General features: G+C 53.9%; 26 protein-coding genes and 1 pseudogene. 11 read left to right on the forward strand and 16 right to left on the reverse strand.

What is annotated here, in order from left to right:
* Window positions 1-59: 59 nt before the first annotated feature.
* Window positions 60-284: a hypothetical protein gene (locus IE076_RS16485; RefSeq protein WP_189437881.1), complete on the reverse strand. Its 225-nt coding sequence runs from the start codon at window positions 282-284 to the stop codon at window positions 60-62.
* A 43-nt stretch (window positions 285-327) separates the two neighbouring features.
* Window positions 328-1,758: a C69 family dipeptidase gene (locus IE076_RS16490; protein ID WP_189437882.1), complete on the reverse strand. Its 1,431-nt coding sequence runs from the start codon at window positions 1,756-1,758 to the stop codon at window positions 328-330.
* Window positions 1,759-1,923: 165 nt separating this feature from the next.
* Between IE076_RS16490 and IE076_RS16495 the strand changes: the two genes are divergently transcribed.
* A complete protein-coding gene (locus tag IE076_RS16495) occupies window positions 1,924-2,946 on the forward strand; it encodes a GSU2403 family nucleotidyltransferase fold protein (RefSeq protein WP_189437883.1) in 1,023 nt (340 codons plus the stop codon).
* A gap of 67 nt (window positions 2,947-3,013) precedes the next feature.
* On the opposite strand, the gene IE076_RS16500 is transcribed toward IE076_RS16495, so the two are convergent.
* Complete coding sequence (locus IE076_RS16500; RefSeq protein WP_189437884.1) at window positions 3,014-3,958, reverse strand: alpha/beta fold hydrolase; 945 nt, start codon at window positions 3,956-3,958, stop codon at window positions 3,014-3,016.
* A gap of 87 nt (window positions 3,959-4,045) precedes the next feature.
* On the opposite strand from IE076_RS16500, the gene IE076_RS16505 reads away from it, so the two are divergent.
* Window positions 4,046-4,765 carry a helix-turn-helix transcriptional regulator gene (locus IE076_RS16505; protein WP_189437885.1) on the forward strand — a complete coding sequence of 240 codons (720 nt, stop codon included), beginning with the start codon at window positions 4,046-4,048 and terminating at the stop codon, window positions 4,763-4,765.
* A gap of 32 nt (window positions 4,766-4,797) precedes the next feature.
* Here IE076_RS16505 and IE076_RS16510 read toward each other — a convergent pair whose 3' ends face one another.
* The 3 genes from IE076_RS16510 to IE076_RS16520 all read right to left on the reverse strand — a co-directional run bounded on the left by IE076_RS16510 (window position 4,798) and on the right by IE076_RS16520 (window position 7,570).
* Entirely contained in the window at window positions 4,798-5,862 is a 1,065-nt protein-coding gene (locus tag IE076_RS16510; RefSeq protein ID WP_189437886.1) for an alpha/beta hydrolase, read from the reverse strand.
* A 185-nt stretch (window positions 5,863-6,047) separates the two neighbouring features.
* Complete coding sequence (locus tag IE076_RS16515) at window positions 6,048-6,347, reverse strand: hypothetical protein (RefSeq protein ID WP_189437887.1); 300 nt, start codon at window positions 6,345-6,347, stop codon at window positions 6,048-6,050.
* Between the two features lie 587 nt (window positions 6,348-6,934).
* On the reverse strand, window positions 6,935-7,570 hold the full coding sequence (locus tag IE076_RS16520; RefSeq protein ID WP_189437888.1) for a TetR/AcrR family transcriptional regulator: 636 nt from the start codon (window positions 7,568-7,570) through the stop codon (window positions 6,935-6,937).
* A gap of 282 nt (window positions 7,571-7,852) precedes the next feature.
* Here IE076_RS16520 and IE076_RS16525 point away from each other — a divergent pair, with 282 nt between their 5' ends.
* Window positions 7,853-8,551 (forward strand): putative metalloprotease CJM1_0395 family protein, encoded by a 699-nt coding sequence (locus tag IE076_RS16525; protein ID WP_189437889.1) that lies wholly within the window; start codon window positions 7,853-7,855, stop codon window positions 8,549-8,551.
* Between the two features lie 30 nt (window positions 8,552-8,581).
* Here IE076_RS16525 and IE076_RS16530 read toward each other — a convergent pair whose 3' ends face one another.
* The 5 genes from IE076_RS16530 to IE076_RS16550 form a co-directional block, all read right to left on the reverse strand.
* On the reverse strand, window positions 8,582-9,004 hold the full coding sequence (locus IE076_RS16530) for a GFA family protein (RefSeq protein ID WP_209009200.1): 423 nt from the start codon (window positions 9,002-9,004) through the stop codon (window positions 8,582-8,584).
* Window positions 9,005-9,013: 9 nt separating this feature from the next.
* Window positions 9,014-10,051, reverse strand: coding sequence for a phosphotransferase family protein (locus IE076_RS16535; RefSeq protein WP_189437890.1), 1,038 nt, complete (start codon window positions 10,049-10,051; stop codon window positions 9,014-9,016).
* Between the two features lie 83 nt (window positions 10,052-10,134).
* Complete coding sequence (locus IE076_RS16540) at window positions 10,135-11,046, reverse strand: SDR family NAD(P)-dependent oxidoreductase (RefSeq protein WP_189437891.1); 912 nt, start codon at window positions 11,044-11,046, stop codon at window positions 10,135-10,137.
* Window positions 11,043-11,513, reverse strand: coding sequence for a MaoC family dehydratase (locus IE076_RS16545; protein ID WP_189437892.1), 471 nt, complete (start codon window positions 11,511-11,513; stop codon window positions 11,043-11,045). The genes IE076_RS16540 and IE076_RS16545 overlap by 4 nt, the downstream gene beginning before the upstream one ends.
* Window positions 11,514-11,525: 12 nt before the next feature.
* Window positions 11,526-12,356 carry an SDR family oxidoreductase gene (locus IE076_RS16550; protein ID WP_189437893.1) on the reverse strand — a complete coding sequence of 277 codons (831 nt, stop codon included), beginning with the start codon at window positions 12,354-12,356 and terminating at the stop codon, window positions 11,526-11,528.
* A gap of 349 nt (window positions 12,357-12,705) precedes the next feature.
* Here IE076_RS16550 and IE076_RS16555 point away from each other — a divergent pair, with 349 nt between their 5' ends.
* The 3 genes from IE076_RS16555 to IE076_RS16565 all read left to right on the forward strand — a co-directional run bounded on the left by IE076_RS16555 (window position 12,706) and on the right by IE076_RS16565 (window position 16,348).
* Window positions 12,706-13,965 carry an acyl-CoA dehydrogenase family protein gene (locus IE076_RS16555; protein WP_244649709.1) on the forward strand — a complete coding sequence of 420 codons (1,260 nt, stop codon included), beginning with the start codon at window positions 12,706-12,708 and terminating at the stop codon, window positions 13,963-13,965.
* A 65-nt stretch (window positions 13,966-14,030) separates the two neighbouring features.
* Window positions 14,031-15,221: an acyl-CoA dehydrogenase family protein gene (locus IE076_RS16560; protein ID WP_189437894.1), complete on the forward strand. Its 1,191-nt coding sequence runs from the start codon at window positions 14,031-14,033 to the stop codon at window positions 15,219-15,221.
* Between the two features lie 11 nt (window positions 15,222-15,232).
* The gene (locus IE076_RS16565) at window positions 15,233-16,348 is read left to right on the forward strand and encodes an acyl-CoA dehydrogenase family protein (protein ID WP_189437895.1); all 1,116 of its coding nucleotides are present in this window, start codon (window positions 15,233-15,235) and stop codon (window positions 16,346-16,348) included.
* A 155-nt stretch (window positions 16,349-16,503) separates the two neighbouring features.
* Here the strand turns inward: IE076_RS16565 and IE076_RS16570 are convergent, their stop codons facing one another.
* Both IE076_RS16570 and IE076_RS16575 read right to left on the reverse strand, forming a co-directional pair.
* Window positions 16,504-17,295, reverse strand: coding sequence for an SDR family NAD(P)-dependent oxidoreductase (locus IE076_RS16570; RefSeq protein WP_189437896.1), 792 nt, complete (start codon window positions 17,293-17,295; stop codon window positions 16,504-16,506).
* 2 nt (window positions 17,296-17,297) lie between these two features.
* Window positions 17,298-18,284 carry an NADPH:quinone oxidoreductase family protein gene (locus IE076_RS16575; protein WP_189437897.1) on the reverse strand — a complete coding sequence of 329 codons (987 nt, stop codon included), beginning with the start codon at window positions 18,282-18,284 and terminating at the stop codon, window positions 17,298-17,300.
* 234 nt (window positions 18,285-18,518) lie between these two features.
* On the opposite strand from IE076_RS16575, the gene IE076_RS16580 reads away from it, so the two are divergent.
* On the forward strand, window positions 18,519-20,912 hold the full coding sequence (locus IE076_RS16580; RefSeq protein ID WP_189437898.1) for a plasma-membrane proton-efflux P-type ATPase: 2,394 nt from the start codon (window positions 18,519-18,521) through the stop codon (window positions 20,910-20,912).
* 78 nt (window positions 20,913-20,990) lie between these two features.
* Complete coding sequence (locus tag IE076_RS16585) at window positions 20,991-22,034, forward strand: helix-turn-helix domain-containing protein (RefSeq protein WP_189437899.1); 1,044 nt, start codon at window positions 20,991-20,993, stop codon at window positions 22,032-22,034.
* On the opposite strand, the gene IE076_RS16590 is transcribed toward IE076_RS16585, so the two are convergent.
* The 3 genes and pseudogenes from IE076_RS16590 to IE076_RS16600 all read right to left on the reverse strand — a co-directional run bounded on the left by IE076_RS16590 (window position 22,031) and on the right by IE076_RS16600 (window position 23,574).
* On the reverse strand, window positions 22,031-22,639 hold the full coding sequence (locus IE076_RS16590; RefSeq protein WP_189437900.1) for a hypothetical protein: 609 nt from the start codon (window positions 22,637-22,639) through the stop codon (window positions 22,031-22,033). The genes IE076_RS16585 and IE076_RS16590 overlap by 4 nt on opposite strands.
* 121 nt (window positions 22,640-22,760) lie before the next feature.
* Window positions 22,761-23,177 (reverse strand): annotated as a pseudogene (locus IE076_RS23100) (acyl-CoA thioesterase).
* 31 nt (window positions 23,178-23,208) lie between these two features.
* A complete protein-coding gene (locus tag IE076_RS16600) occupies window positions 23,209-23,574 on the reverse strand; it encodes a SpoIIAA family protein (RefSeq protein WP_189437901.1) in 366 nt (121 codons plus the stop codon).
* A 250-nt stretch (window positions 23,575-23,824) separates the two neighbouring features.
* Between IE076_RS16600 and IE076_RS16605 the strand changes: the two genes are divergently transcribed.
* From IE076_RS16605 to IE076_RS16615, 3 genes are all read left to right on the forward strand, one after another.
* Window positions 23,825-24,082, forward strand: coding sequence for an SHOCT domain-containing protein (locus IE076_RS16605; protein WP_189437902.1), 258 nt, complete (start codon window positions 23,825-23,827; stop codon window positions 24,080-24,082).
* A 705-nt stretch (window positions 24,083-24,787) separates the two neighbouring features.
* The gene (locus tag IE076_RS16610) at window positions 24,788-25,396 is read left to right on the forward strand and encodes a protein-methionine-sulfoxide reductase heme-binding subunit MsrQ (RefSeq protein WP_189437903.1); all 609 of its coding nucleotides are present in this window, start codon (window positions 24,788-24,790) and stop codon (window positions 25,394-25,396) included.
* Between the two features lie 125 nt (window positions 25,397-25,521).
* The gene (locus IE076_RS16615; RefSeq protein WP_189437904.1) at window positions 25,522-26,124 is read left to right on the forward strand and encodes a peroxidase-related enzyme; all 603 of its coding nucleotides are present in this window, start codon (window positions 25,522-25,524) and stop codon (window positions 26,122-26,124) included.
* Window positions 26,125-26,174 lie beyond the last annotated feature (50 nt).

The following is a 26,174-nucleotide window of genomic DNA, read 5'->3' on the forward strand; positions in this document are numbered from 1 at the left end:
GGGAGGCCTAGCGGAGCTTGTAGAACGCCGTCAGCCAGCCAAAGTTGGTTTGTCGGAAGCTAATCCTTGGAGTTTTCGTTGGGGAATTGCTGCTTTGGCTTTCTTCTGAATATGCGACCAAGCAAGACATCAAGAATCTTTTCGAGAACGTAGAAAACAGCGCCAACCATGATGGGGATGAGAGTAAAGAGATTAATCCACTCCAGGATAATGACTACCCAGCCCAATAATCCTGTAAAAACAAGTGTTTTACTCGGCCTCTTCTTTTCACCTGTATTCGCCAACGGCGGTTCCCCCTTTGCCCCATTTAGCAATTATCCGCGCTACTCACCAGATTTGATCGTATTTCTTCAGTTCATCAAGCCGATCCGATCTTCCAAAGATCCGTGCCCGAGGCTCAAGACTTGTACAAAGCGCCTGAACCAAGCCTAGCCCAGCCAGCAGCTCTTGAGAACTGAAATATGTGCAAAGCGAGGTCGCCAAAGTTGCCTCTCCTTGATCAATAAGGATTTCAGTCGTTCGGAGCATTTCGACTGCCTGTGCAGCGACACGAGCTTCATGGTTTTCGAAGGCTTCAGTAACTTCCCTTGTAAAGCGCTCCGTATCTTGCAACATCAAATATAAGAGCCGTTTACAATCTGCCACTGCGCTACGCGATGTCTCATTCCATTGGGAGGTGGAGGAAGGGGCATTCAACTCGGTCTCGTCGATTTTTCGGTCATCGAGAAAGCAATGCGCCTCACCCGCCGTCAGGTAACGGTGCTTGCCAAACTCGGGCGGTACGCCCGTTTGCCCCATGAAAACCGGCGAAAACGGAGCTGCAATGGCGCCAATTGGAGCGTGCCACAACATGCGCAGATCGTTGTGGGCAGGTTCCATAAGTGGAACGATCTGCCCATATCCTGCTTTATCACCCGTCAGCTTTGACGTTCGCAGCGCCCAGATCATGTCATTGAGGCCAATTTTCTGACCCGTTTGCGCGCGTTCTGCCATCTGGCCTTCAATCCACTGCACGCCCGCCCAACGGCCTTTTCCGTCTCCATACACGGCGTTGGCATCGAAGACTCCATCCGTGTACCAGCCCTTCGTCTTTGCGAAACTGACCAGATTGTCGGAATAAAGAAAATCAGGGTGATCCGGCTCATCTATTGGAATTTCACAGATGTAACCGGGTCTGGAAGCACGAACGCTATCAGGACCTAGTCTCTCGGCTGCCCATAACCCTTGGCCGCCAGAGAACTGGACCATCACCCATGCTTCGTTTGTATCAGCGATGATATGGGAATTGCCTCCGTAGCTGCATTCCCCATATTGGGCGATCAGCTTCGCTATCAAATCCACACCCTCACGAGCAGTCGTCGCCCGTTCTATGACCAGTCGTGCAAAATCGCTGTAGTTTGGGCCACTCTGGTCTTTTGGGGTTAAGGCGACGAGTTCGGGGCGTGAAGGCGACCAGATATTACGTACTGCAACGCCAAACTCATTTAAGCCGCCGTTCATTATTGGGGCGGGAATTCCCTTGTAGCTTGAGTAACATACACGCAAGTTTCGGTGTGTCACGCTGGCCTGCGGAATTTGTGACCTTTGCCCCGGCAAATCCGCTTGCTCAGTCACCCCGACAGTTATTGTTGCATCCGCAAGATGACGTGCACGGGGCACGATCTCAAACCAGTGGCTTGAGGGTTCATCTCCGTACCCAGCCAACCATGCATTTCCATCTGAAGTAAGGTTCTTACCTATATATAGTCCGTAGCTCATGGCAAATCAGTCTATTCCATAAGAGTCTTAGGACAAAGTCGCTTACCCCAACAATGCATGGCATAGCTAATGAACTTGTACTCATACAATCGCAAAGTGGGATCCATCTTTGGTGAAGCCCAATCGGTATAGACATTTTTCAGACAAACTGTCTATACTGCCGGAATGACAGATCTTCCTCTTGCTTATCAGAATCTCGCTGCGGATTATATTCAGAAGACGCATGATGATAGCAGGGCTCTTCGGGGCTCGGTTTATCAGCAGGCGAAGGGGAATGTGGAGAATGTCTTTGTCAAGATGCCGGTGGGTGCTGGGCGCAAGAGCCTTTATGTCGGGCCAGCTCTGCAGTCTGAGACGCAGGCGAAGGTAGAGCAGATCAAGCAGGCCAGCGAACGGGCGCGGGCGCGGCGTAAAGACCTGAGCGTGCTGAATAAAGTCGGCATCCTCTCCACTCACAGCTATGCGGGCCGTGTGATGGATGCGATGGCCTATCATGGTCTGTTCCGCAACGGAGCAATTCTGGTGGGCACGCTGGCCTATCAATGCTACCCGCTTCTGCTGGGCTGCACACTGCCCTCCACCCAACTGGCGACGGATGATGCGGATCTGGTGGCAGCCTCACTGGCGATCAAAGCCGATGAGGGTATCGATATGCTCTCCATCCTGAAAGACGCCGACCCGAGCTTTGAGCCAATTCCGGAGCTGGATGGCCGCGCCAAACCTTCCCGTTTTCGCTCCCGTATCGGGTTTGTTGTGGACCTGCTGACGCCCACCCGCAAGCGCGGTGAAAAACAGCCACTAGCGCTGCAAGGGCTGGATGCCGGAGCCATGAGCCTGCAATATCTGGCGTGGCTGATTGACGGCTCTGTCCCCGCCGCCCTGCCCTTCGGCGCAGGCATTGCGGTGTATGTGCCGCGGCCAGAACGCTATGCAGTGCACAAGCTCATCATCTCGCAGAAACGGGCACATACCGCAACCAAAGTCACCAAGGATCTGGCACAGGCCAAGGCGCTGATCGAAGTCATCGAGCGCACCCGTCCCGGCTTGATTGGCGACGAATTGCTTGATGCACAGTCTCAAGGCAAGCAAGGCTGGAGCGAGCCCATCGTCAAAGCCATGAAGGCCCTCTGGCCCGACGGCTCATGGCAGGAGCGCCCTGAGTTTGAGGATTTTGTTGAAGGGCTCTAGCACTGCGTAAGGGGACACCCTCCGGCATGGCCGGAGGGATTATGTAACCTTAGATACGCCTATGGGGCTAGGTGACCTGTTGCTGGTCCAGCCAACGCAAAATCACCTTATTTGTCTCTTCCGGCTTTTCCTGTTGAATCCAGTGACCGCAATCCAGATTGACCTCGTACACATTCGGCACGAACTCCGATAGTTTCTCAAACTTCGGGATTAAATCACGCTCACCGTAGATCATGAGTGCAGGCTGCTGGATGATCGGGCTCGCCTCCGCCAAAATATGCCAGTTGCGATCAAGGTTCCTGTACCAATTTATACTGCCTGTGAACCCTGAGGCTTCGAAGGCGGAGGTAAAAACGGCCAGTTCTTCGTCGCTCATTATGGGGTCGCCGAGCGCTGTCTCTGTTCTGGCGAGGTTGATCATCGCCATACCCGGCTCAGGCGGTGAGAGAGGAACGTTCTTACGGAACAAGTTACGCAGGAACCGGGAGGAATTTTCGTCAAACACAGCGTCTGCAACACCCGGTTGCCGATTGAAATGCACGAAGTAATAGTCGCTGCCAAGAAACTCCTCCAAGGCCTCAATCCACGGTTTTTCTCCGCGCTCCTGATACGGCAAGGCCAGGTTTATGATCTTATTGACCCGCTCCGGATGCAATAAGGCCAGCCCCCAAACAACAAATGCCCCCCAATCGTGACCAACAAATGTAGCGTCTTCGTACCCGTAGTGATCGAGAAGTGCCGTGAGATCCCCCGACAACTGTTGGATGTCATAGTCTGTGACGTCTGCCGGTCGGGACGAGTTACCATAGCCCCGTTGGTTTGGGGCGATGACATGATAGCCGGCCTCGACAAGAGCGGGTATCTGGTGCCGCCAAGTATAGGCATGTTCTGGCCAGCCATGACAGAGCACGATGGGGTTTCCAGCATTTTCTCGGCCAGCTTCAAAGACTTCGAGTTCCACACCGTTGACGGCGATAAGGGTAGGTTCGGGGAAATTAGCGGGATCAAACATAAAACTATCTCCATGTAGACATGTTCAACGCCTGCCTAATTTGCAATAGTGCCAAATTCTGTCACCAATGAATGCTAGCTTTGCAAAATGAACACTCGCCTCCGACATGACGCCATCGTACGCAGCCTTCGCCGCAACGGCACTTTGACAGTCGCAGACCTGGCGGAGGAAGTCGGCGCATCCCGGCGCACTGTGTTGCGTGACATTAGCGCTTTGCGGGATGAGGGGTTTGTCATTCATTCTGAACCGGGGCGCGGCGGCGGCCTGCAACTTGATCCGCAGTCGGTTCAGACCACAGCGCGGCTCTCGGTTGCGGAAGTGTTTGCACTTCTTATCAGCGTGGCGTGCATGCGAGCCGCAGGAAATCTACCCTTTTCGGGTCTCGCAGATGCCGGACTTGCCAAAATTGAAAAGGCGCTGCCCTCGGATAAAGTCCGAGATTTGCGCCGGTTTTTGGATTGCTTGTATGTTGGGCAGCTTTCACCGCAGGTCGATATATCCGATATGGGCGTCATGGAGCCCGCACTGCTACCCGCATTCGAGAAAGCTTTTCTTCAACGGTTCCACCTGCGTTTCCAATACCGTGACGCAAAAGGGACCGTAACCAGCCGAATTGTTGAGCCCCAAGCTATACTGATCTTGCCACCACTGTGGTACTTGGTGGCTTGGGATCCTGCGCGCAACGACTTCCGTCATTTCCGAATGGATCGGATTAGCAGGCCAGAATACCTCCCGGACACAACCTTTCGGCAACGGCGCGTGCCATTCGAGGATAACGTCCGCCCAATTCGCGAGTCTCCTCGCTAACCCTCCTACATATCGCCCCGTTTTTCAGAGTGCTACTTCCCACCCGCATGCTTTTTCAGGAAGGCATGGAAGATCCGGTCGAACTGCTGCGGTTTTTCGATATGAGGGGCGTGGCCGCAGTTTTTGAACACTTGGCGTTCGGTGTGTCCGCCCTTTTGCTCGTAACGGTCCAGTGCATTTGAAGTTTGGGTGACCATGGGCTGAGGCGGGAAGACCGCTTCGCCGGGCCAGTTGGGCAGGAACCCCATCTTGCCCAGTGCCCCCAGCTCAAACATGGAATTGTCCGAGACCACAAGGTCATCAGCGCCATGCAGCCAGAGAATGTCAGGCTTGGCCGCAACATCACAGAACCCCAACGGGTTCGACTGATGGTTTGGGGCGAGCGCATTGCTGGCACCATACTTTCCCGGCGCGATGCCCGGCCAGTTGGGTGAGGCGATCACATCCCCCGGATAGGCGTTTTCACCCGTGTGTTGGGCAAATACCGACGCGGTGAACGCTTCAATTCGGCTCGGCACGAATGGTGGTTTCCAAGCGTACTGGCTTAAAATATTGCGCGGTGAAAAATCATTGTCAGGGCCATTCTCATGCAGCATCAGCGACTTGACAATTTCAGGGTTCATTGCCGCTGCGCCGCTCCCGGCACCATCCTCAAAGCAAGGCGTCCCGTCAGCCTTGCACCCCCCGAACCCGAACGGAGACGCCGGACTGACCTGCGTGAGAGAAAGCACGCGCTGCGGGTAATCGGCAAGGAACTGCCAAAGCACCCCGCCGCCAAGCGAATGCCCGACCATATGTGCCGCAGCAATGCCCAGCTCATCCATAAGCGCGGCAAGGTCCTCGGAGAAATCTTTGGTCCCACGGGTGGCATCTACAATGGCAGCCGGATCGGCTCCACCATAGCCGCGCAAGTCCGGCGCGATAGCCCGGTAAGCTTCGGGCAAGCGCTGCATGGTTTCTTCAAACCATGTTGCTGCTGAAAGATTCCCATGAATGAAGAGGGTCGGCACACCCTCTTTTGGACCGGACAACAACACGCGCGTTGTCAAACGTGCAGAGCGAACAGAACGCGCCTCAAGAAGCGTTGGAATTTCCATCTTCTTCCCTTCCAGTGGTTTCGGCAACGCCTGCACTCGGGCGCACAAAGACGCCTGTGTCAAACGCTCATAACCATAGGTTAACTGCAGTTTGGATGCACGGGAATAAACACCGCAACCTTAACTCTGCCAACCAAAAGAAAAGTGGAAGCGCGAAAACTACGCTTTTAACGCTCGGCCATTGCTCAGTTCAGAAGAGACCGTGCTGGTTTCTTTCTATAGGGAGCACGGGTTTTGATCTCCAGCAGAACCTTCACCGCAATCTTCCGGCTGGTGCTGCTTATCTGTCTCTGCCAGGCATCCTCATACCGCGACCATCGAAAAGCATGGCTCTTCAAAAGCCGGCAAATCTCCTCGCTCGGTTCTTCGTCGAAAAGAAACTGGATGCGGTTGATACCTGTATTTTCTCTCACGGTCAGTCCGGGAATACGAATGCTCGCCGGCTCAACCTGTTGCTGCTGTTGTCGAGGACTGTCTTGGTCCATTGCCCCGATCCTTTTCTGACTGCTGCTCCCGAATGCACGGTAAGGATTGCCAGCGCACAGGCCTGACCTGACACTACACTCTCCTGAACCACGGTAGTCCCTCTCCACAGCCCCCCGGCACAGGGATAAACTGCTTCGATCACGTCTTATTCGCTCAAATGGGCCCGCACCATCTCTAAACAGATCTGGAACCCGTTGATTTACCTAATCAATTCCTTGCACAATTCGGAATTGCATGATTGATGGTGAGCAGCATGCCCAAAAGCGTGTGCTCCAGCCGACTCGCAGAGCGATACCTAACGAATCTACTAGGTTCTTTCGCTGACATGAAGCAAATTGAGAGCGTCTAATTCGAATTAACGAGATCCCTCTGTTGAGAAAAATTCAATTTCATAACTTTGTTCTCGTAAAGCGCTCAACCAGAAGAAACCGGAACCATCAGAGCAACAGAGGCAGCTGCACCCCCTCTTTTTGGAAACTGTGACCTAACGGTATGGCGGTCTAACAAAATCACGCACAAAAACGCGAAATTGCGCAAAGCAACGCACATATCAACGCAAACAGGTTATCCCCGTCACCAATGCAGGTTATTCCCCCTTCAAAAGGGCTGGCTCTGCCAGTACAGCGCGTAGCACAAGATCCGATACGCTGCGGGCAATTTCTTCCAGATCCTTGTCGGTCTGTTCAGGGCGCGGAGAATACCAGAAACACGGGCCGTTCATTAGGATGATGATGGAATGGAGTGTGATGGAGATCGATTGTTTGGCAAACACACCCGCTTCAATACCCTCACTCAGCACACCGCGGTAAAGGTTCTCATAGTCGCGGCGTAACTCAATGATTTGTTGGATCATCTCCTTTTCATGAGGCTTTGCGGAACCACGGAAGAACATGCGGGTGTCCTCACTCACAACCCGGTGGTAACTGAGGAACTGGAGGATGCGCATCACGTGCGCGGTGGACATGGCCCGCAGCTTTTCGACGGGTGGCAGGTCTTGCGCCGCGATCGGGCTGACCTTTTCCATAAGCAGGGAAACAGAGCGCAGACGCACCGCGTATAGCAGCTCGCCCTTGGAGCGGAAGTGGTGATAAATACGGCCCTTTGTGGCACCAAGCAGCCCGGCAATATCATCAATCGAAGCCACATCCGGCCCCATTTTCATGAAACACTCAGCAGCAGCGTCCAATATTTCTTGCTGAGACCGGCTCAAATCTTCGATCATTCCTGCATTCCCTTAAGGCCCAACGGGCTTTCTACCCCACAAGCAGCTGTCCTCAATCCAAAACCAAAGAAACTGTCTGAAAGGCGTGCCCGCTCGCACGTTCCTCTGGAAATTCCACCCTTCGGAAAATCCAATAAATAATCGGCAGGCACTTTTCGGGAATACGCTGTAAATGCACAGGCTTACGGCCTAATCCCGAGGCAAAACCCTAGCACACCTAACAGATTTGTGTATCAGAAAGTACTTTACCGAACGCATCACTCACTAGTATATGTTCAACCTATGATAGACGGACTTACCTCCTCATTTCCCGGAATTGCCCGCGCTGCGTCTTACAACGCTGCCCAGCCCGCTCGTGTAAATCTGCAGGAGGCAACGAGCTTTTCCGTTGAACATGCGGTTCCAAAAGATTCTGTCGTCATTAGCAGCGACCTTTCCGCCAATCCGGTTGCCGCTCCTTCCTCCTCTGAAAAGTCCAAGAATGAAAACGGACTGCTTTCAGAAGAAGAACAGCAGCAGGTTCAAGAACTTCAGGAGCGCGATACTGAGGTTCGTGCCCACGAAGAAGCCCACGCTGCCGTCGGCGGAGCCTACGCAGGCGCGCCGAGTTACACCGAAACGCGCGGCCCCGACGGAAACAGTTATGCCATCGGCGGTGAGGTCTCGATTGACTCCGCACCAATCGCCGGAGACCCGGAAGCAACCATTGCCAAGCTAAACACGGTCATCGCCGCTGCTCTTGCGCCAGCCGAGCCCTCCGGTCAGGATCAGGCAGTTGCCTCTCAAGCCCAACAGGATCTGGCAAAAGCCTATGCGGAACTGAACGAAAGCAATCTTAGCAACAGCGAAGAAGAGCAGGACACCGCAGAAATCAGCGGCTTAAACTCTCTGCTGCAAGTTCAGGAATACCCTGAAACCGTCTCGGACCCTTCTGCCCTGCTGCTCAACGCAACCCAGGCCTATCAAGCCTTAGCGCTGTAACACTTGCCTCCTTCATTTTAAAATGAACGCTCACCCCTTCTCCGGTTTCCAGTCAGGCTGGGTCTCGAAAATCACTGCGGTCTCTGGCAGGACATCCCAGTGCTGCTTATCGCGGTCAAAGATGACAACCTGAACCTCCAGATCATCAGCATTATCCATGGTGCCGAGGGGTAGCGTCATGTGTTCCGTTGCGTTGGTGTTGCGACCGAAAACAGGACTACCGCAGTTAGGGCAGAAGGCTTTTGTCACCTGAGAGTCTTTGCTGGAGGTATAAACATACTGCTCAAACCGCCCAGAGATATCGACCTGCTCCGCCCGGAACATGGCACCAACCGTATGCCCGGTACCACTCACCCGGCGACATTCCTCACAATGACATTGGGCAACAACAATCGGATCGCCCTCAATCTTGTAAGTCACCGCGCCGCACATACAGCGTCCTGTTCGTGTCATAGTGCTTGCTTACTCCACCAGCTCGCCAACCACATCACATGCCATCTTCGAAATGAACGGAACTGCCATCCGCATCATTGCTGCTGACTCGGGATTAGAGGCGTTACCGGCTTCAGCGCGCGCTACAACCCCTTGAATAATTGCAGATAATCTGAACATGGAGAACGCCAGATAGAACTCCCAGTTCTTGATATTGTTTAACCCGCGGCGCTGGCAATACTCGCGGATATATTCCTCTTCAAGCGGAATTCCGAGCGAGGTGCGATCCAGCCCTGCAAGCCCGCGAAGGCCTTTCATGGAAGGCATACGCCACTGCATGCACTGATAGGCAAGGTCCGCCAGCGGATGCCCGAGCGTGGATAGCTCCCAATCAAGCACAGCTATGATACGGGGTTCCGTGGGGTGGAAGATCAGGTTATCAATGCGGAAATCCCCGTGAACCAGAGAAGACGCCCCATCATCTTCCACCATATTGGCCTCAAGCCATTCCATCAGGCGGTTCATCGAGGGAATATTCTCTGTCTCAGACGCTTTATACTGCTTGATCCAGCGGTCTGTTTGCCGAGCGAAGTAGTTCCCCGGCTTACCATAATCCGCCAGCCCCACCTCTTCAGGCGAAACATCATGCAGCGCAGCCAGCACCCGGTTCATCTCTGCAAAGATCGCCGTGCGCTCTTCGTTTGAAGACTTCTTCAAAGCAGGATCCCAGAAGATTCGGCCATCTACAAACTCCATGATGAAGAACATGGTACCGATTGGTGAGTCATCTCCCGACAGATGGTAGGTCTTGGGAACCGGCACATCACTATCAGCCAACGCTGTCATGACCCGATACTCGCGATCCACCATATGCGCTGATTTCAGTAGAGTTCCCGGTGGCTTCGCCCTCAAAACGTAAGTCTTACCGGTGGTCACCAGCTTATACGTTGGATTGGATTGGCCCCCTGAAAACTTTTCGATTTCCAGCAGCTCGCCAAACTCGGGTATGTGCTCTTGCAGATACGCCTGAAGCGCTGGTTTATCTAATGTATGCAAAGCGTTAGTCATGGTCTCCCTTCTTCCATGAAACAGTCTGATACCTGGCTGTAAGCCGCCCCTTCAACAGCCAGGCTTGCTATCATTTCTTATAATCAGGCGTTGGCCATTGCCTTTACCAGCTTGGCCACACCTTCCATTGCGCTATTCACCGGCACCGCATCGGTGCGGTCACTGATCTTGCCCCAATTGGCGGCAATAGCTTCTGGTGTGCGGTCTGCTTCTGGCAGATGAATGCCCTGTGTTTCCACCATTTCTGCCATTGTGTACGTGCCAGCAGCTGCCACAAGCACCTTGCGGTTTGGCGCAGCATCCGAGCACAGGAACACCACAGCAGGCGTGATGTTTTCAGGCGCCAGCATCTTCAGCGTACCGGCATCCATGATGCTTTCCGTCATGCGGGTACCAGCAGATGGCGCGATGCAGTTGATGTGAATGTTGTTCTTGGCACCTTCGATACCGAGCGTATTCATCATGCCCCACAGCCCCGCTTTCGCAGCGCCGTAGTTGGCCTGCCCAAAGTTGCCATAGATGCCGGATGGAGACGTGGTCATGACAATTCGGCCATAACCTTGCTCTTTCATCACGTTCCAGACGGCCTTGGTGCAGATTGCAGCACCGGTGAGGTGCACCTCTACCACCTTGTTCCAACTGGACATTTCCATCTTGGCGAAGGATTTATCGCGCAAGATACCTGCGTTGTTTATGAGAATATCAACACGGCCAAACGCCTCAACCGCCTCGGCAATCATGGCATTGACTGCGGCTTCATCTGTCACATCGGCAGCATTGGCAATCGCCTTGCCACCTGCTGCAACGATCTCCTCAACCACAGCCTCGGCAGCTGTTGCAGATGAACCGGACCCATCGACTGCGCCACCAAGATCATTCACCACCACGGCTGCACCACGGGCTGCAAGGTCCAGCGCATAAAGACGGCCAAGACCACCGCCAGCTCCAGTGATAATTGCGACCTGTCCGGCAAAGTTCATTGTATCCTGCGTCATGCAGATACCTCCTCAAAATACGTCATTGTCAGCCACTTTGCGACCAACGCGGGGCTCTCAACGCCCTCGATCTCGATTGCAAGACCAAACTCCTGAAGGATCTGCCCATCTCCCTTGCGGGTCAGAGTGTCCAGGGTGAAGCGTCCACGAATACGCTTACCACTGGCGACGGGATGCAAAAAGCGGATCTTATTGAAACCATAGTTGATGCCCATGGTCCGCCCTCTCACAACGGGCAGGGCTTCAACTGCAAACTTGCTGGCGAGGGAGAGCGTGAGAAACCCATGGGCAATCGTGCCGCCAAACGGCGTTTCTGCCTTTGCGCGCTCAGGATCCATATGGATAAACTGCTCATCAAACGTCAGTTTTCCGAAGGCGGAGATCATCTCCTGATCTACGGTCACCCAGTCAGACAAGCCGACTTGCTGGCCCACTTTGCTCTCAAGCTCTTCCACGGTCAGTTCCATAAGAACCCCTCTTTACCCAAACAGGTTGCCACCGGTCGCTACGTGAATGCCACCATCCAACGGAAGCACCTCGCCCGTGACATAAGACCCGCCCTTGCCACAAAGGAAGAGTGTTGCACCTGCAATATCATTCGGGTGTCCGATACGTTTCAAAGGCACGCCTTTGCTGACAAACTCCACTTTCTGCTCAGTATCCGTTGCAAACGCAGTCATGCGTGACTGGAACGGACCCGGTGCAAACCCATTGAACGTAATGTGCTTTCGCGCCATTTCTTTGGCGAGAATACGGGTCAGCTGGTGCACCGCAGCTTTGGATGCGGAGTAAGAATACGCACCGTCACCGATAGGTGTGGAGCCCATCACAGAGCCAAGGTTGATCACACGCGCCGGGTCTTCCGCACTACCGCTTTCCTTCAGTTCCGGCAGCAATGTCTGTGTCAGATGGAACAGGCCAGCCACATTCACGTCCATGACGCGGCTCCAGGCGTGGTAGGAGAAGGAACCCATAGGCTCACCCCAGCTAACGCCTGCATTGTTGACCAGAATGTCCAGTTTCGGGCTACGTTCACGGAAGGCTTCGACAAGCTTCTCAACGCCTTCCTCAGAGCCCACATCCCCCTGAAACGCCTCAACCGATCCAGATGGTTCCGCGTTGCTGCCGTTCAGACTCTCATTGATCTCTTTTGCTGTTTGTTCAACCACGTCCAGCTTGCGCGAGCAGATGAGAACACGTGCTCCGCCTTCTGCCAAAGCTGTGGCAACCATGCGGCCAATGCCGGTTCCGCCACCTGTTACAAGCGCCGTTTTGCCGCCTACACCAAACAATTCCTCAAGATAGCTCATGAAGAAACCCTACCTCCCTTAGTGTTCTTCGAACGCCAACCACATTTTGCGCAACTTGCTTCTCGTTCATCCGTAGTCAAGTCAGCCTGTCACCACGTTTTGGGAACGCCACCTTAAACCAATGATCAAGCCCGTCCGTCTGCGCATATAGTTGACAACATACTCAGTAGTATGTTTCGGTAGATCATCAGTTGTAAAGCAAAATTTTTACAGACTATCTTTTGTCTCTCCAGACTTGGGTCTGAATTGTGAGTGGGAGCCCACAGTCTCTTATCCATCTGATATTGCTTAGGATTTATCCACAGCATCGTGAAGATAAAAGAGCTCAGAAGCCTTGGGAGGGCCAACCATGAGCGACACAACATTAGCCGAACGTCCAGCTATGGACCTCGGGGTAAGCCAGCGCGTCGCGCCACTCATTGAGCAGGTGCGCAGCATGATCCGCGATGAGATCATGCCCCTCGAAGAGGAATTCCATAATGAAATTTCGGTAGGCGATCGCTGGGAATACACCGCGCGCCAAACAGAGATTCTGGAAAGTCTGAAGGTAAGTGCACGAGAGAAGGGCCTTTGGAATTTCTGGCTGACCGATTCCGAGCGCGGCTATGGTCTCACGACCGTTGAATATGCTTATCTGGCCGAAGAAATGGGGAAATCCCCCCTCGCCCCAGAAGTTTTCAACTGCGCAGCACCGGACACGGGCAACATGGAAGTGCTTGAGCGCTACGGTTCGCCAGAGATGAAAGAAAAATGGTTGAAGCCGCTGCTCAACGGCGAAATTCGCTCTGCCTACCTGATGACCGAGCCAGACCACGGCTCCTCAGACGCGACCAACATCAGCATGTCCTGTGTCCGAGATGGCGACCATTACGTGCTAAACGGCGAGAAGTGGTGGTCTTCCGGCGCTGGTGACCCGCGCTGTCAGGTTTACATCACCATGGTGCGCACGCCGACTGAAGGCAACAAGCACCAGCAGCATTCCATGATCGTGGTCGATGCCAACACCCCGGGCATCACCAAGCTGCGCCCGATGCAAGTGTTCGGCCATGACCACGCACCGCACGGTCATTTTCACCTGCGCTTTGAGGACGTGCGCGTTCCAGCTGAAAACCTGCTCATAACAGAAGGTGCTGGTTTTGCGGTGGCACAGGGCCGTCTTGGGCCGGGCCGCATTCACCACTGCATGCGTGCAATCGGCCAAGCAGAACTGGCTCTGGAGCTGATGTGTAAACGCGCCATCAATCGCGAAGCGTTTGGTAAGCCCCTCTACAAGCTGGGTGCCAACTTCGACATTGTTGCCGAATGCCGCATGGAAATTGAACAGGCGCGCCTGCTCTGCCTCAAAGCAGCGTGGATGATGGACAACGCCTCTGGCCGCGAAGCAGCGTTCTGGATCAGCCAGATCAAGGTTGTCGCCCCACGCATGGCACTGAAGGTCACTGATGAGGCCATGCAGATGTTTGGCGGTCAGGGAATCTCGCAGGATACGCCGCTGGCAGCCAACTGGATGGGCCTGCGCACACTGCGCTTTGCCGATGGCCCGGATGCTGTACACCGCAACTTTATTGGCCGCTCTGAGCTGCGCAAGCACACCCAGGAAAAGGTTTAGAACGGAAGGTGGGCACTTGCTCACCTTTTCTTTTTTCATCTGCACTCCAAAACAGGGAGAACGCAATGACGACGCTTGAAGAATTCCGCATGGAAACAAGGGCTTGGTTGGAAGACAACTGCCCGCAGGAAATGCGAAAACCGGTCACAGTTGAAGAGGATATCTGCTGGGGCGGCCGCAACTGGACCTTCAAATCCCCTGCACAAAAGCAGTGGCTGGAACGCATGGCCGAACGCGGCTGGACTGTCCCAAGCTGGCCCAAGGAATATGGCGGCGGTGGCCTCAGTGGTGACGAGGTCAAAATTCTCAAGGAAGAGATGACGCGCATCAACGCCATGTCTCCACTGGAAAGCTTCGGCATCTGGATGCTTGGCCCTGCTCTGCTTGAATACGGCTCTCACGAGCAAAAGCTTGAGCACCTGCCAAAGATTGCTCGCGGCGAGATTCGCTGGTGTCAGGGCTATTCTGAACCCGGTTCCGGCTCCGACCTCGCCTCCGTCCAGACTAAGGGCGTGGATATGGGCGACCACTTCCTCGTGTCAGGCCAGAAGATCTGGACATCCTACGCGGACAAAGCCGACTGGATCTTTGCATTGGTACGCACCGAGCCTGACGCCAAGAAACACAAGGGCATCTCGTTCCTGCTGTTTGACATGACCAGCGAGGGTGTCTCCACCAAGCCAATCCGCCTGATTTCCGGCAGTTCTCCGTTCTGTGAAACCTTCTTTGATGAAGTGAAGGTGCCAATGGAGAATGTCGTTGATGAGCGCGGCAACGGCTGGACCATCGCCAAATATCTGCTGACCCATGAGCGCGAAATGGTCAGCAATCTCGATGCGATCTTTGGCGGCTCCGCTGGCCTTTATGAAACCGCTGCCGAATCTATCGGTCTGGACGAAACAGGCCGTCTGGATGATCCACTGCTGCGCTCAGATATTGGCGACTTCCTCGTCGATGAAATGGCACTGACAGCACACCTTGCGACTGCAAGAGACTTCCACCGCGCTGGCAACCAGCTGGGCGCCCGTTCTGCAGAGCTAAAGTACCTTGGCACGGAGCTGAACAAACGCCGTCAGAGCCTTGTTGTGCAGGCTGGCGGGTTGGAAGCGCTGTCCGGTCCTGAGGAGAACTACGGGATCGGAAGCCAGTCGGCCTCATGGCTGCGTTCCAAGGGCAACAGTATCGAGGGCGGGACTTCCGAGATCATGCTCTCGATCATTTCAAAGGCAGTGCTGCGGCTGCCATCACTGGGTTAAGGAGAGAACACATGGAACTTTTCAGCTCTGAAGAAACTCTTCTCAAAGACTCTGCTGCTGGCTTTATGTCGGAACACGCCCCAGTACACGCCCTGCGTGACATTCGCGACCAGAAGGAAGCCCTCGGCTTTAATCAGGAGCTTCACAAAACACTGGCGGACATGGGCTGGTTTGGCATGCTCTTGCCGGAAGAAGCTGGTGGCTATGACTTCGGTCATCGCTCAGCTGGGCTTGTGGCAGAGGAAATGGGTCGCAACCTGACCGCCTCCCCTTTCCTCTCCACCGCCGTTTTGAGCGCAATTGCGCTTCGTCAGGCAAATGGCGAGCATCTAAGCGAGTGGGGTCCAAAGATCGCTTCTGGCGATGCCGTCATTGCACTAGCCATTGATGAGGGCGCAAAACACAACCCATCCCGCATTAAGGCCACGGCGGAGCCGGATGGTAACGGATTTGTCCTCAACGCGCGCAAACGTGCGGTGTTTGACGGCTACAATGCAGACCGGTTGATTGTGGTGGCCAAAACCGGAGCCGAGACCGGCCTCTTCCTCGTCGACCCGAGTGCTGCGGAAGTCGAGATCGAGCGCAACGCCATGCTCGACAGCCGGAACGCGGCCAACATCCAGATCACCAACCTGCATCTGGATGGCAAAGATCTGCTGTGTCCTCTGGAAGACGGAGCAGCTGTGCTGGAAGCCACTTTGCGCTCTGGTCGTGCGATCGCTGCCTCAGAGCAGCTTGGCGTGGCTCGGGAAGTTGCCGAGCGGACCACGGCGTATCTTGGGGAAAGAAAGCAGTTTGGGGTGCCGATCGGCATGTTCCAGGCCCTGCAACATCGGTTGGCCGACCTCTACTGTCAGATTGAGCAAACAGCCTCACTCATCTCTGCCGCGCAGAGAGCTATTGACACAACTTCAGATAGTGCTGACGAGCTTACACGCGCTGCAAAAGCAAAGGTGGCTAAGGTTTCCCGCACTGCAACAGAAGAAGCTGTGCAGATGCATGGTGGAATCGGCATGACTGATGAAGTTGATGTTGGATTGTTCATGAAACGCGACCGAGTTCTGACAGAAATGCTCGGTGATAGCGCTCATCATGTAGATGCATTGCTAAAAAAACGGGGTCTATAGCAGGATAATTCGTATTTTTACTTGTGATTATTTCGAAAGTGATTTCATAATCACTGCTATCTGATCCACCCCTTTGGATCGGCGGGAGCCAGTCCGCAACAGCATTGCCCGGTGTTGCAGACTGGCTCCTTCGCTATTCGCTCCCCGATCTCACCTCAGACCTTCATGCCCGGCATGTTGAGAGAAGATGTGTTTCCGCCATCAACTGCCAGCGCCTGCCCAGTAATGAAGCTTGCATCCCCACTAGCAAGAAACGCGATTGTGGCCGCAACTTCAGTAGGTTCACCGTGACGGCGCAATTCTGCTCGGGTGCCGAGTTTGGCTTCCTTACCCGTATTGCGTGCATAATCAAAAACAGGTTTTGTCATGCCAGTCTCAATAAGCCCCGGACAAACCGCATTGACGCGCACGCCGTCTGCGCCGAAATCGCAAGCGGAGGTCTTGGTGAAGTTGATGAGTGCCGCCTTGGAAGCACTATAGGCATTGCCACCGGCACCACCTCTGATTCCAGCTACAGATGCAGTATTCACAATCGAACCCTTGCCTGAAGCCTTAAGCTGCTCCTTGGTGTACTTGGTGAACAACATGGCCCCTAGGACATTGACTTCGTAAACCTTGATCCAGTCACCAAACTTCTCGTGGCTACCACCCCAAGATCCCTCGCAGATAATGCCAGCATTGTTGCAAAGCACGCTGATACCGCCCAAAGAGCTTTCAACCTCGCCGACGCAGCGCTCCACCGCCTCTTCATCGGCAACATTGAGCACATAAATCCCCGAGTTGGTCCCTTCCGGAAGCATCTCTGCGGTCTGGTTCAACCCTTTTTCATTGAGATCAACAAGCGCGACAGCAGCGCCTTCTTCAGCCAGACGAATGGCGGTTGCACGCCCGATACCACTGCCTGCACCTGTAATGAGGGCTGTTTGCCCTGCAAACCTTGGTTGCATGATCATGCTCTCCCCGTTTCCAGAACAACCTTACCAACAACACGTCTCTCCATGAGATCGCGAAGGGCCTGAGGCGCTTCTTCCAGTGCGTAGCTCCGGCTTACGGTCGGTTTAATCTTGCCTTCCTCAACCCATTTAAACAGCTCGGAGAAGTTCGCAGCATCCTTTTCCGGCTCCCGCATACGGAAGGAGCCCCAGAAAACGCCCATAATCGCACAGCCCTTCAACAAGGTCAGATTGGTAGGGATGGTCGGGATATCGCCCGCAGCAAAGCCCACAACCAGCGCACGGCCATTCCAGGCAGTAGAGCGCAGTGCCTGCTCAAACAGATCTCCGCCGACAGGATCGTAGACCACATCAACCCCGGCCTTGCCTGTGATTTCCTTCAGGCGTGTTCTCAGGTCCTGCGTGGAATAATTGATCAGCTCATCAGCCCCGGCTAGACGTGCAGCCTCCAACTTCTCCGCAGAGCTCGCCGCCGCAATCACCTTGGCGCCCATCACCTTGCCAATCTCAACCGCAGTGAGGCCAACACCGCCACCGGCGCCCAGCACCAACAAGGTTTCGCCCGGCTGCAACTGCGCACGCTGCTTTAGCGCATGCATGGAGGTGCCGTAAGTCATGGTGAAACCTGCAGCTGCCTGAGCTGACATGGTTTCTGGCCGCTTTAGCACTGTAGATGCAGGAACCACGACCTCTTCTGCAAATCCGCCCTGCTGCAGAAGAAGCGCCATCACTGGATCACCCGGCGCAAAATCCGTCACGCCCTCGCCCACGGCTGCAATACGCCCAGCAATTTCACCGCCCGGAATGAACGGCATCGGCGGCTTGATCTGATACTTCCCCGCAATCACCAGCGTGTCGGGAAAGTTAACCCCTGCGGCCTCCACCGCAATTCTCACTTGCCCTTTACGCGGCTCTTTAACATCAACATCCTCAACGCGCAGAGCTTCCGGTGGCCCGAACTCTGAACAGACAACAGCACGCATTCTTTCCCTCCCAAATCAAAACATACCCGTGAGTATGTTATGGAAATGCGCTGAGCGCAACCACAACGCAAGGTGCATGTTTGCCGCGCCTTGTCCAAAACACTCTCAATTTGACCAAGTCGCTTTGGAATCGAGAAACTACGGTTGATGGAAGCCCCCTGCACTCTCATTATCCATTTACACGCACTTGCAAAAGTAGAGCTGCTATGTGTGCCTCACCTATGGAAAAACCTGATGTCTAAACAGGAAAAGCCCACTCTCGCTGATGAATTTGAACGGCTGGAAAGCTCGCCGGAAGGGCTGAGCGCGGATGCCGCCGCCAACAGATTGAAGCAATACGGCCCCAACGCACTGGAGGAAAAGAAAACCAGTAAACTGGTGCAGCTGCTCCTGACATTCTGGGGACCTATCCCGTGGCTCATTGAAATCGCGGCAATCCTGTCTGCCATCATTCAGCACTGGGCGGATTTTTCGATCATCCTGTTCATGCTGTTCCTGAATTCCGGCATCGAGTTTATTCAAAGCAATAAAGCCGCGAATGCTCTGGCTGCGCTTAAATCCTCCATGGCGCTCAAAGCCCGCGCAAAGCGTGAAGGCAAGTGGACGGACATTCCCGCTGCAGAGCTTGTTCCCGGCGACATCATCAATCTGGAGAACGGCGACATCATCCCGGCGGACTGCATTTTGGAGAGCGGTCCGTACCTTGCGGTGGATCAGGCGGCGTTGACGGGCGAGTCTCTTCCCGTGGACAAACAAGTGGGCGATGTGGGGTACTCCGGCTCTATCATCAAGCAGGGCACCATGCAGGCTCTGGTGACAGCGACGGGCGGCAACACTTTTTTTGGCAACACCGCCAAGCTTGTGCAATCGGCAGGCAACATCTCGCACTTTCAAAAGAGTGTGCTGGGTATCGGCAAGTTTCTCATCTTAGGCACAGCAGTGTTGGCGGCGCTCATCATCATCAAACAACTCTACCTGCAACAAAGCCCATTGGACATTGTTGAGCTGGTACTCGTTCTGGTGATTGCCTCCATTCCTGTTGCCATGCCTGCTGTCCTCTCTGTGACAATGGCTCTGGGGGCGCTCACCCTTGCCAAGAAGAAAGCCATCGTCGCGCATCTACAAGCCATTGAAGAGCTAGCCGGAGTGAACGTTCTGTGCTCTGACAAAACTGGTACGCTCACAAAGAACGAACTCACACTTGGGGAGCCTGTGCTGATTGATGCAAAGAGCGAACAAGAGCTGGTCGTGATGGCCGCCCTTGCCTCCAGCACAATTGAAAAGGATGTCATTGATCAGCTGATTGTCAGCAAGGCTGAGCGGAGCGTACTGGAACCATACAAGCAAAACACCTTCACGCCCTTTGACCCGGTCAGCAAGCGAACGGAAGCCGAGATCTCTGGTCCCAACGGCTCTTTCAAAGTCATCAAGGGCGCACCGCAAGTGGTCATCGATCTGTGCACCAACGCACCTGAGGAAAAAGACGCTGCCAGCAAAGCCGTACACGAGTTCGCCACCAAAGGCCTGCGCGCTCTTGGTATCGCCAAAACCAACGAGAAAAACGAGCTTCGCCTGCTGGGTATTCTCTCGCTCTTTGACCCGCCGCGTGATGATTCCAAGGATGTGATTGCAGAAACGCAAAACGCGGGTATTGCTGTGAAGATGGTGACAGGAGACGACGTCGCCATAGGCAAGGAAATTGCAGGTCAGCTGGGTCTGGGCACAGCGCTTGAAAGCGCAAGTCAGGTTTTCTCCGAGGCCAAGGACATGGACAATCTTCCCGAGAGCGTTCGGCAAGAGATCGTCAATGCTGATGGCTTTGCGCGGGTCTTTCCCGAGCATAAGTACGGCATTGTCAAAGCCCTACAGCAAGCGGGCAAATACGTTGCCATGACCGGCGATGGGGTGAACGATGCGCCAGCGCTGAAGCAAGCCGATGTGGGCATTGCCGTTTCAGGTGCAACGGACGCAGCCCGTTCCGCAGCCGACCTGATCCTCACCTTGCCCGGCCTCTCGGTGATCACCGACGCGGTTATAGAAGCACGTAAGATCTTTGCCCGCATGATCAGCTATGTGGACTACCGCGTGGCAATGACAATCAACCTGATGGTGTTCGTCTCCGCCAGTGTGCTGCTACTGGATGATGTACCGCTGACCGCAACAATGATCGTTATGCTCGCACTGCTGGATGACATACCGATCATTACCATTGCCTACGACAACACCGAAGCTGCTCCTGCCCCCATGGAGTGGCAGCTGGGAAATATGCTGCGCACCGCGACCGTACTGGGGCTCATATCCGTGGTCGAGAACTTCATCCTCATGATGGCCGCGCAAAACTGGCTCGGTGTTTCCGCTATGGAGCTGCAGAGCGTCATGTTCCTCCAGCTTGTCGTCGCGGGGCACTTGCTCTTGTTCGTCTGCCGACATGACCACTGGTTCTGGCAGGCACCACGACCATCCGCCAAATTACTCATGGCAATTATTGCAACGCAATTGCTCGCCGTCATTATCTGTCGGTCCGGCTTCCTTGTTCCTGCCATCAGCTGGGAGTTGATCGGCATCGTCTGGGCTCAAGCGATTTGCTGGATGTTTGTGCTTAATGTCGCCAGAAGGATCTGCCGCTAAAAGAAGTCGTCACGCACTCTTTCGCAGACTCAGCAGACCGATTAGGTTTATCGGATTATCTGCAATTGGAGCTGGCGCGTGCCGAATTTACCCCTTCCCTTTTTCACCGCATTGTTTTTGTGCTTTATCCTTCTGCGTCTGATGGTTGGTTATGGACGCAAGTTGCCCCCGCTGTTTGTTATAACCATCAGCCTTTACGCCCTGCAATCCGTACTGCTCGGCATCAAGTGGGGCATGGGTGGCCTTCCGCCCTGGGCGCTTGCTGGCTTAGCCCTGCTGTTGCCGCCTGCCACATGGCTCTCTTTCCTTCAGCTCACTGACCAGATGTCGAAGAAGGCTATCATCTGGACCGCTGGAGCGACTGTGCTCTCGCTCTCCATTTTGATATTGGCTCCGGGCTTCAACATTCCAGTTCTCATTGATCTGGCGAGCGTCACCATTTACCTTGGCTACGGCTTCTTGTTCTTCCGGTCTGCGACAACCCGGCAGTGGGAATGGACAAGCCGCCTCCCCATTGATCAAATGCTGCCAACGCGGCAAACCCAACTCATCGCCGGAGCCGTTTTCTCGACATCCGCTCTGGTGGACCTGGCTGTGGCGATCGACTTCGCCGTGAACAAGGGTAGCAGTGCCGCAACCATCGTAGGCACTGCCAATCTCTTTATGCTTCTTTCACTGATTGCAATTGTCGTTCTGTTTGGGCGCAAACCATCTGCCCCACAGCCTTCAAACCAACCTACTCTGAAGCAGGTTGAAGCCTCAGACGAGCAGATCGCATTGGTCGCAGCACTGGATCAGCTTATGCGAGATGAGCACCTATACCGGGATGAGAACCTATCTCTTGACAAGCTCGCGCGTAGACTGCGTGTCCCGGCGCGGCAGATTTCGACAGCTGTCAACACACTGCGAGAAATCAATCTGCCGCAATACACCAATGGCTTTCGCGTGGCAGAGGCCTGTCATCTTTTGGAGACAACAGACACTCCAATCACCACCATCATCTTCGAAGTTGGCTTCACCACCAAGTCCAACTTCAATCGCGAGTTCCAACGCATCGCGGGCAAGAGCCCAAGTGCGTGGAGAAAGGAACATCGCACATCTACGAGCGTTGAGATTGCCTAGAAGATCTCGCGCAGGATCCCCGTAGCATGGGACCAACCACCCATCAGGCTGATGTTGGACACCAGCTTATCAACGTTGATGCGGACGTTCTCCCGCGGAACATCCGCATCAAACTTAAGATAGACCGCCGCCATTTCTCCAGTCAGATCGAAGCTGGAAACACCTCCGTTAAAATAGATCACGGCCTTCTCTGACGCGACAGAAAAGGCATCGAACAATCCAGCAAACTCACCTGCCACGTTGTCCATCTTGACTGTCACATTCATGGTGCTGGGCAGCCTTAGGGTCGCCGTAGGATCACACCAACCAAGCCCCCAGGACCGACGTCTTTCGAATTCGATCGTAAGCACTCCGTCGGGTGTTTGAGCGGTCTTCGCTGTCAGACTGCAGCCTCGTACATCACTGGTTTCAAGATTGATGTCACTCACAGAAGCGTCGTCTCCGATAATACGAAGCCCCAGGCTGCTGCCTGAAATCTCGACAGAGTGCACGCCCTGCGGGGCAAGAGTTTGGGTGGTCTCCATTCCGGTTGAAACGCCTGCATAAGTCACGATACCAATTGCAACGATTGCTGTGAGGACTGCGATTGTGGTCTTACTTGTCATCTGGAAACTCCTTGGCTTAACTTCCAAAACTATGGGTTTCCGGTGCGTTTGGGGCGACCTCAATCGCGAATTAGGACCTGAAAGACGCCCTAAAACAGAAATTAGGACGCCGCGGCGGCACCTATCTTTCCGTGATAAGCAGCGCCCCTGCTGCCTTACAGACATCAGGAGGCAATGGGCAGGCATGATGAATGCCTCGGTCCAGATTCGCGCAAATCAGGTTCGTTGTGGCGATTAATCGCTGCGTCTCCGCATTGTACATTTCATGAAGGATAGAGAGCGTTTTCTCGTGAACCTCTATCAAGCCCGAGTGGCAAAACAACAGAGCCCCAGCTAGTGCTTCGCAATGGTATTTCGTCGTTTACTGAACTGCAGCCATACCGCGATTATGCTGGCGGAAGTACGAGGGCGTCAAACCAAGCCGAGAGAAAAGGTGCCAGTTGGCCTCATCAAATTTCACCGTATACCACTGAACATTCATGTGCCCCATGTGGTCCAACTGGTACGGATAAACGACACCACGGTAGGTCTCAATCATGACCTTTTCCTCCTGTGGTGTGGGCGCCAAATTACTCTTTCACCCACGCCCAGGCTTTGTCCAGATTGACCATATCGAAGTGCTTTTCGCCTATGCCAAGCATGGCCGCGAAGGGACTATCGATGGCGACGAGCCATTCCCAAATCTTTCGATCGGAGACGATTGCGATACGGTGAAAGCTCTTGACGTGGGTCATTGCCCACTTCAGATCCTCATATCCAGCCTCAAGCCCCCAGCTTGCCTGGTCACTCAGAACCACCAATACGCTGACTTTTGGATGCTTCTCAAGCACCGCTTCGACCTGTGCAATCAGTTGCTTTTCCTGTTCCAGATCAACCTTTCCATCAACCTCGAACCCAAGAACATTCTCTGTACTTTCAGGAAGTTTCTTGATCATGCAGACACCTCTTTTGCTACTTATAAGTTAGCTGAGTCCACCTACAATCCTGTTTCGTTCATGCCCTGATTTCGAGGGAATATGGAAACCACCTATCAATTTGAAAAGTGGACAGCTGTCAACTCGCATAAAAGTGTAACGAATTTGCGCGATCTCCAATCTCGAGACGGTTGCTTACAAACGGAATTTGAAACCCAAAGCTGAAGGCGTCATGCTGAGCATACCAAACAAAAAAGCCAAGGAGATCACTATGTTCCATCAGTATGGTTTGTACGGGTTCCACTTTTTTCCATTTCCAATAGTCCTCACTCTTCTGCTTTTCATCAGCTTTCTGATTGCCCGGTCCTACGGATATTTTGGTAGCGACCGCTCCAAACAGACTGAACCGCCAGAACCAACACAACGCAATTCGGAGGCTCTGGAAATCCTGAAACGCCGGCTTGCGAAAGGTGAAATTGACGAGGAAGAATTCGGGAAGCGTTTTCAAGTTCTGCGTCAGAACCTGTAGTGAATGACAAGAGCGGCGTTCAAAGCAACCGTATTGACCGCCGTTTCTTCGCCCAAAAAGCCGAGTTGTCAGCTGACAACCAGCAGAGTGAAGTTCTCACAATCAAGTCTAAGCCTACAAAGGCCGCGTCTCAGAACGCACTACCGCATCAATTCGCGAGTTGCACGTTCCTGTAGACCTCACTGTATCCCGACCTGATATCCTCCCAACACTCCCACTTGTACGCCACAGCAAGGGGATCGACAGTGCTTCCACGCAACTCGCGTTCCGTTGCTCCCCCGCCTTCTGTTGCAGTGGCTTGCGAAAACCAAACGTTGTTTACATCGGAGTTTACATCGGAGTTTGCATCGAGATCGCGACAGTTTTTGCCAAAGTGTAATCATTGACTGCGTTCGTTTTCCCGCAGATTCACCGTGCTATAACTTTACGATACCGAGTGAAGACCGAATAATTCAGCTATATCATTGTGTTACTTCTGTCTCTCAGCGCCGACGAGAACAAGAACTCCTCGGCCTCAGCCGTCCCAGTGGACACTTTGTTACATCTGATTTCTTGCTGAAAAGTCGGGGCTGAGCCACTGTTTGATCAAGGTTGAACGCGGCCTCCGCAGACGCAATCAGCCGCACACTGCTGGTCCCCACGTACCCCCAACACCGCGAAACCAGCAGTGTGCATCTAATTTTAATTCAACGCATTCGGGCCACCATGTCATATATTCGATCCTTTTGGAATTCACCCTATACGTTCTGGTTTATTCTCGCTCTTCCGGGACTTCCAATCATTGGCAGCCTCCTGCGTGCAGGTGAAGAGTTGGAACCGCTGCTGCATCCATCCGGAGAGTTCTCCGCGCGGTTTCTAGTCATCAGCCTGATGATCACACCGCTCATGTTCGCAACAAATGGACAACGCTGGGTTCGTTGGCTCATGGCACGCCGACGCTATATCGGTGTAGCCGCAGGGGGTTACGCGGCTCTACATGTTGCCATTTACCTTCTGGACATGGGGGCGCTCGCACCAATCATTGAAGACATGTTCAAAATTGGAATTTGGACCGGATGGCTCGCCTCCCTCATTTTCATTCCACTCGTCATGACAAGCAATGACTGGTCGGTTGCGAAGCTTGGCAACAACTGGAAGAAGATACAGAAATTTAGCTATGCCGCTGCTGTCCTGACTTTGGCCCACTGGGTTCTGGTTAATTTTGATTTCATTCCAGCCCTTGTTCACTTCATCCCACTGACGCTCCTGCAGGTTTATAGATACGTGCACCTCTCCAAAAAGCGAAAGGACCGTGAACGCACCGCTCCTGCGTGATCCCAAGACCGGTCCGACCTCACCCACCTTCGGCTTCGAAGGTGGGTTTTCTTTGCTCTCCTTTTGTAGAGGGGGACAGTCCCTTCTTTCACAGCTAAGCTGAGCCAATGGAGGAGGGACCATTCATGACCACAACGGATTTTCAGAAGATAGACAGCGCTCAACTTGCGCACCCAACAGCACTGAAGCTTTCACTTCCTGACCCACTGCCCGATGACATTCAGGAACTGTTTGGAAAATGTCAGAGTAAGCTCGGGCTGATTCCCAATGTGTTGATCGCCTTTGCACACCGGCCTGAGAAACTTCGCGCGTTCTCACAAATGTATAACGAACTAATGCTTGGTGACTCCAGTCTTTCCAAATTGGAGCGTGAGATGATTGCGGTTGCGGTGTCTTCCATCAATTCCTGCTGGTATTGCCAGGTCGCCCATGGTGCGGCCGTTCGGGAGTATTCCAACAAGCCGGAGCTGGGGGAGGCCATGGTGATGAACTATCGTTATGCCGATCTCACTAGCAAGCAGCGCATCATGCTCGACTTTGCAGTAAAGGTCGCCAAATCGTCCTCAGAGATAGGGGAGGGGGATCGGAAGCTGCTTCGAACTGCTGGATTTTCCGAAGAAGACATCTGGGACATTTGCGAGGTGGCTGCGTTCTTCTCCATGTCCAACCGCATGGCCTCTGCAACAGGAATGCAGCCAAATCCAGAGTATCACGCCGCAGCCCGCTAGGATGCATGGTAAGGGGTTTTAGCTGTCAACTTGGCTTCCAGAAAGTTGAC

Origin of the sequence: Pseudovibrio japonicus (genome assembly GCF_014651595.1) — a bacterium.
GTDB lineage: Bacteria > Pseudomonadota > Alphaproteobacteria > Rhizobiales > Stappiaceae > Pseudovibrio > Pseudovibrio japonicus.

What these genes read in the sequence shown, in the direction of transcription:
- IE076_RS16490 (WP_189437882.1), bottom strand. Translation starts at nt 1,758, where the DNA reads ATGAGCTACGGACTATATATAGGTAAGAACCTTACTTCAGATGGAAAT.
- IE076_RS16495 (WP_189437883.1), top strand. Translation starts at nt 1,924, where the DNA reads ATGACAGATCTTCCTCTTGCTTATCAGAATCTCGCTGCGGATTATATT.
- IE076_RS16500 (WP_189437884.1), bottom strand. Translation starts at nt 3,958, where the DNA reads ATGTTTGATCCCGCTAATTTCCCCGAACCTACCCTTATCGCCGTCAAC.
- IE076_RS16505 (WP_189437885.1), top strand. Translation starts at nt 4,046, where the DNA reads ATGAACACTCGCCTCCGACATGACGCCATCGTACGCAGCCTTCGCCGC.
- IE076_RS16510 (WP_189437886.1), bottom strand. Translation starts at nt 5,862, where the DNA reads ATGGAAATTCCAACGCTTCTTGAGGCGCGTTCTGTTCGCTCTGCACGT.
- IE076_RS16515 (WP_189437887.1), bottom strand. Translation starts at nt 6,347, where the DNA reads ATGGACCAAGACAGTCCTCGACAACAGCAGCAACAGGTTGAGCCGGCG.
- IE076_RS16520 (WP_189437888.1), bottom strand. Translation starts at nt 7,570, where the DNA reads ATGATCGAAGATTTGAGCCGGTCTCAGCAAGAAATATTGGACGCTGCT.
- IE076_RS16525 (WP_189437889.1), top strand. Translation starts at nt 7,853, where the DNA reads ATGATAGACGGACTTACCTCCTCATTTCCCGGAATTGCCCGCGCTGCG.
- IE076_RS16530 (WP_209009200.1), bottom strand. Translation starts at nt 9,004, where the DNA reads ATGACACGAACAGGACGCTGTATGTGCGGCGCGGTGACTTACAAGATT.
- IE076_RS16535 (WP_189437890.1), bottom strand. Translation starts at nt 10,051, where the DNA reads ATGACTAACGCTTTGCATACATTAGATAAACCAGCGCTTCAGGCGTAT.
- IE076_RS16540 (WP_189437891.1), bottom strand. Translation starts at nt 11,046, where the DNA reads ATGACGCAGGATACAATGAACTTTGCCGGACAGGTCGCAATTATCACT.
- IE076_RS16545 (WP_189437892.1), bottom strand. Translation starts at nt 11,513, where the DNA reads ATGGAACTGACCGTGGAAGAGCTTGAGAGCAAAGTGGGCCAGCAAGTC.
- IE076_RS16550 (WP_189437893.1), bottom strand. Translation starts at nt 12,356, where the DNA reads ATGAGCTATCTTGAGGAATTGTTTGGTGTAGGCGGCAAAACGGCGCTT.
- IE076_RS16555 (WP_244649709.1), top strand. Translation starts at nt 12,706, where the DNA reads ATGAGCGACACAACATTAGCCGAACGTCCAGCTATGGACCTCGGGGTA.
- IE076_RS16560 (WP_189437894.1), top strand. Translation starts at nt 14,031, where the DNA reads ATGACGACGCTTGAAGAATTCCGCATGGAAACAAGGGCTTGGTTGGAA.
- IE076_RS16565 (WP_189437895.1), top strand. Translation starts at nt 15,233, where the DNA reads ATGGAACTTTTCAGCTCTGAAGAAACTCTTCTCAAAGACTCTGCTGCT.
- IE076_RS16570 (WP_189437896.1), bottom strand. Translation starts at nt 17,295, where the DNA reads ATGCAACCAAGGTTTGCAGGGCAAACAGCCCTCATTACAGGTGCAGGC.
- IE076_RS16575 (WP_189437897.1), bottom strand. Translation starts at nt 18,284, where the DNA reads ATGCGTGCTGTTGTCTGTTCAGAGTTCGGGCCACCGGAAGCTCTGCGC.
- IE076_RS16580 (WP_189437898.1), top strand. Translation starts at nt 18,519, where the DNA reads ATGTCTAAACAGGAAAAGCCCACTCTCGCTGATGAATTTGAACGGCTG.
- IE076_RS16590 (WP_189437900.1), bottom strand. Translation starts at nt 22,639, where the DNA reads ATGACAAGTAAGACCACAATCGCAGTCCTCACAGCAATCGTTGCAATT.
- IE076_RS16600 (WP_189437901.1), bottom strand. Translation starts at nt 23,574, where the DNA reads ATGATCAAGAAACTTCCTGAAAGTACAGAGAATGTTCTTGGGTTCGAG.
- IE076_RS16605 (WP_189437902.1), top strand. Translation starts at nt 23,825, where the DNA reads ATGTTCCATCAGTATGGTTTGTACGGGTTCCACTTTTTTCCATTTCCA.
- IE076_RS16610 (WP_189437903.1), top strand. Translation starts at nt 24,788, where the DNA reads ATGTCATATATTCGATCCTTTTGGAATTCACCCTATACGTTCTGGTTT.
- IE076_RS16615 (WP_189437904.1), top strand. Translation starts at nt 25,522, where the DNA reads ATGACCACAACGGATTTTCAGAAGATAGACAGCGCTCAACTTGCGCAC.